Source organism: Paenibacillus sp. J22FR5, assembly GCF_059691975.1.
In genome coordinates this window covers 1-8,100 of record NZ_JCAUAN010000058.1, presented here as the reverse complement: position 1 = coordinate 8,100, position 8,100 = coordinate 1, and the positions used below count along the sequence as shown (strand labels likewise).

Genomic DNA, 8,100 nt, shown 5'->3' with positions numbered 1-8,100 from the left:
TAATAAGAGCGCCTCCTTGATGATGTTGGGTTAAACCCGTTGATAAAACCATCATACCGAGGCGCTCATTTTCTTTCAAAGTCCATTTCTTAGCACTAACAGGAATGTTTAGCTCAACAGACTCCAGACCTGCAATCAACATAAGAAAAAGCCCTCCTTAACTTTGGAGGGCATGACACCGTTACTTCTAGTTTTTTACCATCCTTAGAACAACACTCCACATGTATTGAGTGGATAGTGAAAACAACTTTTCCCGTATCCGCATCTCGGCGATATCCAGTATAAACTAGCTGTGCAAACCTCCCTCCAGCCGGGGACGGGGAAGGTAGCGACCGATCGGGATTTGGATGAGGCTGATTCGTCCATGCATGGACATCCGGTATAGCTCGTCGCACGATCCGGCCTGAAAGCCAAGCAGCGGACGCCCGCCCATGCCGAGAGCGGACGCCGCCAGCAGCAGACGCTGTAACAGCATGCCGGCTTCCATCTGCTGGATGCGGTATCCTCTATACCCCAATTGGGGAATCAGGTGATCTTCATAACCGGCGATGTGCAGACAGATCGGTACTTGAAACAAATTGACGTTGTGCAGGGTCATCCCCTGCTGCAGCCGGAGCCGATGATCACCGGCAAGCTCGCACCGGAGCGCGTGGGCGGCTGCGTCATAGCGATAAGCACCGTCCGGTACGCCTTCGACGTTATAGAAACACCCGTATAACGCGACACGAAGCGGAGGAGCCTCCCCCACGCCGTCCAAATCGTTGCGATACGCGAAGGAGGCCGTAGCTTCTTGCAGCAGGGCGGCTAGCTGCTGCGCTGTTACACGGCTCAAGACGAAATCGTTTTCGGGCGAATACCGTGCTCGGCTGGTCGCCGCCAGATCGAAGTTCAGCCGCTTCACCGTTGGTAAATAGACAGTCTGAAGTCCGCTTTCCGCTCGATTGACGGGCTCGAAACGGCGAAACGGCGACAGCGTATCAAGCGCCGCCGCTTCGTTCATCAGAGTCAGCTGCGGAATCTCCTTAACGGATCTCGAACGCACGAAATAATCATGCTGAACAGCCGGAAGCTCGCTGATCAGCTCATCCGCTGCGACTTGCATCGGCGTACCGCCGGCATCATCGATCCAAGCGATGTCGCGCTGCACCGAAAGAGGCATAACCGCATAAACGTTCTCCTCTGAGCCGGATAGCCCGAGCAGATGGCCCACGGCTCGGTCTAGAAACCGGAAATGCACTCTTGATGCATAACCGAACCGTTTCGCAGCTTCCTGCAGCTGCCCTAGCAGCACGCCTGAATCAAGCCCATGCAGACGATAAGCAAAGGTGTTGTATTTGAAAGCATTTTTCCAACCCATCGTCGATACATAGACAACGCCGAAGCATGCAGATAGTTCACAGCGGTTGCCGAGAGCCCGGGCCAAGTACGAATCGTAATCGCCTTCGCGCAGCAGCACCAGGCGGTGATGCGCTGCATCGTAATGGTAAAGTCCGGGAGCACCAGCTTCCGTGCGGAGATATACGTACAATTCATTCGGGTACCGCCCTCCGCCGGAAGGAACGAATCTGCGGTACGTCCCCATCGGAACCGCAAGAGAATAGCTTACTTGCGTCAGCCCGTAGACATACCAGAGAAAATGGCTGATGTCATTCAGGCTCGGTTCAACAGCCTTTGCCCGCGCTTCTAGCGTCATCGGGATATCCGAGGACAGCGGAAGAGTCGGCAGGCCGCGATATAGCTTATAGGCAAGCGGCGCATCGTCCCAATCGACCTCCCAGCCGGGTAGCCCGCTCTCGTTGCCGTCGGCATGAAGCTGGTGAATAAACGCATCCAGACTCATTCTTTTTCCCCCAATCGGCCTATAGTGATACCGCGATTTGGCATTAGGCGATATCGGCCCAGCTCATTTATGGGAATGGATGCGGATGAGCATTGAGCTCCTCCGGACGCAAAGGCCGCTCCGTGTACCCGAGCTCGGTCGGCACTTGAAGCGCCCTATCCAGTCCCGCCAACCGGGTAAAATGGTAGCCGAACGTCATCGGTAGCATGCCGGGCATTAGCACTTTCACGCAGTGCAGCCCGTTACGCCTCAGTTCCGGTGTCGACTGGTCAACCACGATCACGTCCAAATGCAGCCGGAGGAACTTACCGATCATCGCCTTCAGGTCTTCGGTCAAATCCTGGTGCTTCGGAGTGGGCCCAAATTCTTGAGCGAATGCTCGCATCGGCCGGTTTTCCTCCAGCAAAAAGCGCAGCCTCGGCTCCGCCTCCGGCAGGCTGTACAGCATGGAATGGTCCTCCATGCCCCGAACCAGCGAAGGATTGTGGAACATCCGCACATAGTCCTCCCGGTTCGCCTCGAATTTATGGTCTAGTGTAAGCATCATCCCCGACAGCTCGTGAACCGCCCCTTTCGCTGCCCGTACCGGATCCGGGTGCGCTCCGGCTGCACAAATAAGATTCACTCCATTAGGCTTTCTATTTTTCGCCACCGCCCAAATGCTGGGAATGCCATTTTCCATCGTCGCGTTAAACAAGAGCACGTCAAAACCGGCAACGGCCCGCAGCCGGTCCACCATGAGCTTCAGGTCGCGGTCTCCGGCGGATTGTGGGTCTATACGGGGAAGCGGCAGCTTTGCGTACCATGTCAGCAAGAACGAATCGCGCTCCACGACCTCCAGCATCCCGTACATGATCGCTTCCTCCAAGCTTCCGCCCAGGGCGCAGCCGTTGGATGTCTCGTACACGAAGCCTTGCCGACAGGGAGAGCTGTAATACGCAAGCCACTGCGGCACCAAAATCGGGCGTCCTTGCGCAAACGAGTACCCCCAGACCCAATCGGTCTCGGCATCAGGATCGAACGGCCTAAAAGGAAATTCAGGCAGCTCATACTGCTCCTTCGCATACAGCCCGACCGTCACGGGATCGAGCGCTTCCCCCGCCAGTTGCCGGTAGCTGCCGCGAACAACCGGCCGCTTGCCGCGCGGCGCCATGCCGCAATAACGCTCCAAGCCCTCCAGAATAGCCGACAGCTCGCTATCCGCATAGCAGTTCGTCCGGCCCGCCGTCACCTCGTCCTGCTCTAACATCGGAAGATTCACGGTCGCATCGGCCAAGGGCGAAATCAGATCCAGCATTTTTCCGTTCAGAAATCCGATCTTGTAATCGAGATAGTCCCGAGCCAGAAAAGCTCTCAACTCTTGGAGCGATCGGCTGCGGTAGATGTTTTCTCCGACTTTCGGGGACGGCTTGAGCGATATCCGGGCAGCATCCCGCGAATCTTCGGGCAGACGTCCACATATGGGACATAACGGGTCCGGTAGGAAGAAATGGCTGGAGCAATTCAACGTCTTCAGGTTGACCAAAACCACACGCTCTTCCGTGCGGGAGCGGATGCGCCGCAGCGCGTTCCGCGATTCCGCCGTAATCAGATGCGCCATCTGCAACAGTCCCGTTCGCGATGCCCATGGGTCAGATGGGATACCCCCGATCTCCGTCAAACGCTGCTGCAGCCCCCACATTTCCCTGCGGTCGCGCCCCGCTATAAGCTGCCGGGTATCGGCGCACCTAGAGCATCCAGACTGGCCTGGCCTGACGAGCGGACCGATAACGCCTTCACCGAAGGCGACGAAACCGCGAAGCCACGGAATGCCAGCAGCCTGCAGCTCCGCTTCCGCCTCATGGTGAACGGCTGGATGCCAGGCATCGTTCAGCACCAGGGCAAATTCCACATCTTCCGGCAACCCCTCCCTGATATCGGTCAAACGAACGATTCGGCACTCGGAGATCAGCTCCCCACACACCAGCTCTGCCAGCACTCCTTCTCCGACAACGGCTACGACCGCGCTCATCCGGCTTCCCCCTCTCCCAGCAGCACGCCGAAGACAGCAGCAGGACCATCACGCAAAAACGGCTCCACCGCCAAATCGATGATGAAAACTTCTCGGCCGCTCATTTTCAGCTTCCTCATCGCATCCCTGACCCCATCCAGCTTCGACTCCGACTCCTCGGCGGGGACGGTCAGCTCCAGTGGGGCGCCCGATCCAAGCACCATGGTCCTCACCTCCACGGCAAGCGGCACGTGGCATGCGGACCCGTTTTGCGCCTTCATCAGCGACGCCTGCAGCGCCCTGCGCAGCGCCGTTGTCACGGTTAAACCGGTGGCTGCGAACCATCCATCCTCCGTGCCTGCCCATATGACGGGTAACCCGCATACTTCCTCTCCAAGCCCGATCGTCGGTGTGCCCCGCATCGTGGTCAGAGCCTCTAAATAAAATAAGCATGGCTCGTCGTCAATCTGACCGAGCCGAACCCGAACGATAGACGGCTTCCGGTCTGTCAGCCGTGCCTCCAAATGCTTCGTCAAACAAGCCTGCAGTCCGCGAGCCGCGCCTTCTGCGGCCGTCTCCCCGATGCCGACTCCGATAAACTGCTCGGTGTTAACGAGAACCCCCGCAAGCCGCGACACATACGCCTCAAGCCCAGTCAGCCCTGCTTCACGCCGCGCCTCCCCGTGCGTCAATCCCGAGCAAACGATGACCGGTAGCAGACCGGCTGGCCCTTCCGACAGCGGATCGGCTGCCTGAACGCGGCACTGTGACAAGGGCAGCTGGCCAAGGTCCCCTTCCTCCCAGCTATGGAAAATTCCCGTTCGGTCCGAAGTCAACTTGCTGAAGTACGGAAACAAACCGTTCACTGCGCCGCCTTCCGGCTCTTCCTCGAGCCGAAGCTCCGCGTCATCCACCCAGTTGGCTGCGGCATTGACTTTGCCGGCAGCAAGCGGATGCGGAAGTAATGGGTGCCAGCTTCCTTCCAATGTCTCCAAATCAAGCAGATACAGTGAGTTTCTCAGCTCTGGCTCGGCGGCGCCCGTCACATTCTTGAACAGCTCGAAAACAATTACATTCGCGAGCAGCGCCCCCCCCGTTGAGGAGAAGGCAAACCTCTCCGGATCTTTGAATACTTCGGACTCGTGGATGCGCCGCCATGCCGATTCCCAACAGACCGCTCTCTCCGGCTGCACGAGCGGGCCCGCGATGCCGGCCTGATGCAGTCGCACGGCGGGAAGTAGCGTTTTGCGTTCCGCTTGGCATGCCTTATGAAGAAGCCGCAGCTCCTCGCTATCGCCCTGCTCAGACACATAGAGGACCGTTTGGAACGGCCGTACCGCTTCCCTCCAACCGTCGGCACCCTTGTTCGGAAGTACAGCTTCCCCGATTGCAACCTCGGGGTCCGTCAAGCGAGCGTGCTCCGCCAAAGCCGTAAGCCGACGCCGATCCGTCGGCAGCGAATCCGTAATCAGAACGCGGAACCGGGGCAGGCCCGACTCAAGCAGCGACGACACAAGCGCGGAAAAGATCTGGCCGGAGCCGACAGCGAGCACCTCAGCCTGCCGGTAACACTGAAACCGGTAAGCGCCGGAATCGCCTAAGCTGTTGAGATAAGCGATTTGCCCTGCATACCTGCGGACCGTTTGCTCCGAGAGAACGTGCGCGCGATCCTGGCTCACATCGCGCGCAAAGCCTTTTCCCCTCAGCACTTCCGCGATTTCGTACACCCGGTCCCGGTACGGGCCGGATAGCCCGTCCGTCAATTCCGCCAGTGTGCGCTCCCCGTTGAACATGGGGATGAGCTTTTCCAGCCATCGGTCAATCATCTCACCTTTCATATGAAACGTACCAACGTTGTTTCGGAAATAAACGCCGTCATTCTGAACCGGCAAAAAAAATGTATCCGCCTTTACCTGAAGGCGCGCAGACGAGGTCAACTTTGACATCTCAGCCCTCCTAGCCGTAAATGCTGTTCTCCAATTTGCAATCTTCGTTCTATATCATATGTACTACTATTTGTCCCTCATGTCAGATCTCTTAAGGGATAGAAAATCGCCCCCGCACAGCGCCGTGCAGGGGCGATCGGTTTACTGCAATCCGTAAGAGAAGACGAAGGCGTCAGCGGCAGCGGTGTCCGCCACCGCATTGGTGGCAGTTGCCTGCGCATTGGTGGCAGAAGCCCGCGCAGTTATGGCAGCGAACGCCGCCGCAGAAGCCGCCACAAAACCCACCACAAACTCCGGCGCAAAACGCGCCGCAAAATCCTGCGCAAAATCCGGCACAAACGCCGGCGCAAACGCCGGCGCAAAGTCCGACGCAAAGACGCGACGTATCCACCGGCACTTGGCCATTCGGATACTGGCCGGCAAGATACTGAGCCTGCTGCTCCCAAGGCGTCATTTCGGTTGCCTGGAACTGCGAAACACCCAACTGTTGAAGCTCATTTTGAATATTGGTCATGTGATAAACCTCCAGTAACTTTTTTTCATCTCAACATGATACCAACTTATGGTCGACGCTCCGCGTTTGTTACTGAGTCATAGGCCCATTTTTTAGGCGTCTGTCACAAAAAGTCCGGATACGCAAAAACGTCGGCCCCCAGATAACCTCTGAGGGCCGACGTTCTTTCCCTATTGGGGAGATAAGGCAAAATGGTTTAAGACTAAAAAAAGAGGCATAAAATGAGATCTCCAAATGTTTTATAAAAACCAATGTTGATGTAATTTATCTACCAGTTCTTGGGTAATACGAGAATCCCGGATTTTTACTATAAATTGTTTTTCCTTATGCAAAGCGTTCATTAATTCTGGTCCGACATTTAGGTTCTGTTGCACTAATTGATGAGGTGTAAGCGCCATCCACTGATTCAGTGAAATATCTTCAAAACGGTCACTCTTAAACATCTCCAAAACCCACACGCTTTGATTACCAGTATTCTGAATATAGTGACCAAATGCAAATGGTACATATCCTACATCCCCAGCACGATAATCGAATGTACGAGCCGTACCATTGGGTGCCAAAACCGTCATTCGAGCCGTACCTGAGATATAATATTGCCATTCGTCATTGTTTGGATGCCAATGCATTTCTCTCATTGCACCTGGTTTGATTTCCAATAACGATGCGGCAATTTGAGTCGAAATAGGAAAATTGGTTGAATCCACTATTCGAACGGTCCCTCCTGGAATTACAATCGGCTCTTGTACAAGTAGTCTATGTGTAAAGGTTTTTGGTAGCGTACCGTATGGGTCTGGTACATGTTGGCTTTCGAGTGCACCGGGAACGTTTGCTTGAAAAATGTATCGTTGTTGTTTCGGGATATGTGTAAAAGCGCTTGTTGGAACACCAAAATTCGCCGATAGTACGTCCTTTGGCGTATGTGCGAACCAATCGGAGATAGATAAAGTATTAAGGTCAGAGAAATTACCGTCAGGGAAGACCAGTAAAAACTCGCAACCTTCTTTCAACCCTTGAATAGAATGAGGAATTCCGGGAGGGAAATACCATAGGTCGCCCACGCCTACGTCAGCAATAAAATTCCTACCGTTCTGGTCAACTGATGTAATGCGCGCTCGCCCCACAAGAACTATAGCCCATTCCGCTTGCTGGTGCCAATGTAACTCGCGCACACCACCCGGAGTCAGAGCCATATTCACCCCCGCAATCGTGGTCGCAATCGGCAACTCTCTAACCGTTACTTCCCTCGACCAGCCGCCGTGATTTAACTACATATGGGTGTCAGAGAAAGAGAACTTCATATTAGGCAACGACCCAGCGTCGGTGACAGGCGAAACCAGCATGTTAGGGTTCTCAAGGTCTCGCATAACGTCCCGTGGTCCTAAATCCAACCAACCGGCACCATCATTTCTTATCGGTTGTGGAATATTTCCGTATATTTGGAAATATGTCCTTGTTTTTAGTAGTAAACTGCCCGTCCCTCGGTTTTAAGGGTTTATCTCACATATACTCACTCATTCGCAGGATTTTAACACCTTGGTTTGCAGATGTTGTTCATGAGAGCGCTCATCAGACGTAGCTATCCCAATTTTGGGCATACGGGAACAGAAGAAGTGTTGGAACATTTCTCCAAAGGGTATTCTTCTGCACGTTCACTCCACACATACCTTGGGGTTCACCATCCCATGACTCTACGGGGCTTTGCCCTTACATTCCTGCGTTACACCTGACCAAGGCGTGGAGACCGATAACGTTTAGCTGACGGGTCTGAGCCCTTATCGGGCAGTAACTCGGTCCTCCGTGCTTTCTT

The 8,100-nt window shown here is 55.0% G+C and carries 4 protein-coding genes and 1 pseudogene; all 5 read right to left on the bottom strand.

The window, feature by feature from the left end:
* Positions 1-286: 286 nt before the first annotated feature.
* The gene (locus tag AC58P7_RS33015) at positions 287-1,840 is read right to left on the bottom strand and encodes a SagB family peptide dehydrogenase (RefSeq protein WP_497350304.1); all 1,554 of its coding nucleotides are present in this window, start codon (positions 1,838-1,840) and stop codon (positions 287-289) included.
* A 67-nt stretch (positions 1,841-1,907) separates the two neighbouring features.
* Complete coding sequence (locus tag AC58P7_RS33010) at positions 1,908-3,851, bottom strand: TOMM precursor leader peptide-binding protein (RefSeq protein WP_497350303.1); 1,944 nt, start codon at positions 3,849-3,851, stop codon at positions 1,908-1,910.
* Complete coding sequence (locus AC58P7_RS33005) at positions 3,848-5,776, bottom strand: putative thiazole-containing bacteriocin maturation protein (protein ID WP_497350302.1); 1,929 nt, start codon at positions 5,774-5,776, stop codon at positions 3,848-3,850. Before AC58P7_RS33005 ends, AC58P7_RS33010 begins: the two co-directional genes overlap by 4 nt.
* A gap of 172 nt (positions 5,777-5,948) precedes the next feature.
* Positions 5,949-6,230: a hypothetical protein gene (locus tag AC58P7_RS33000; protein WP_497350305.1), complete on the bottom strand. Its 282-nt coding sequence runs from the start codon at positions 6,228-6,230 to the stop codon at positions 5,949-5,951.
* A 324-nt stretch (positions 6,231-6,554) separates the two neighbouring features.
* Positions 6,555-7,657 (bottom strand): annotated as a pseudogene (locus tag AC58P7_RS32995) (oxalate decarboxylase family bicupin).
* Between the last annotated feature and the right edge of the window lie 443 nt (positions 7,658-8,100).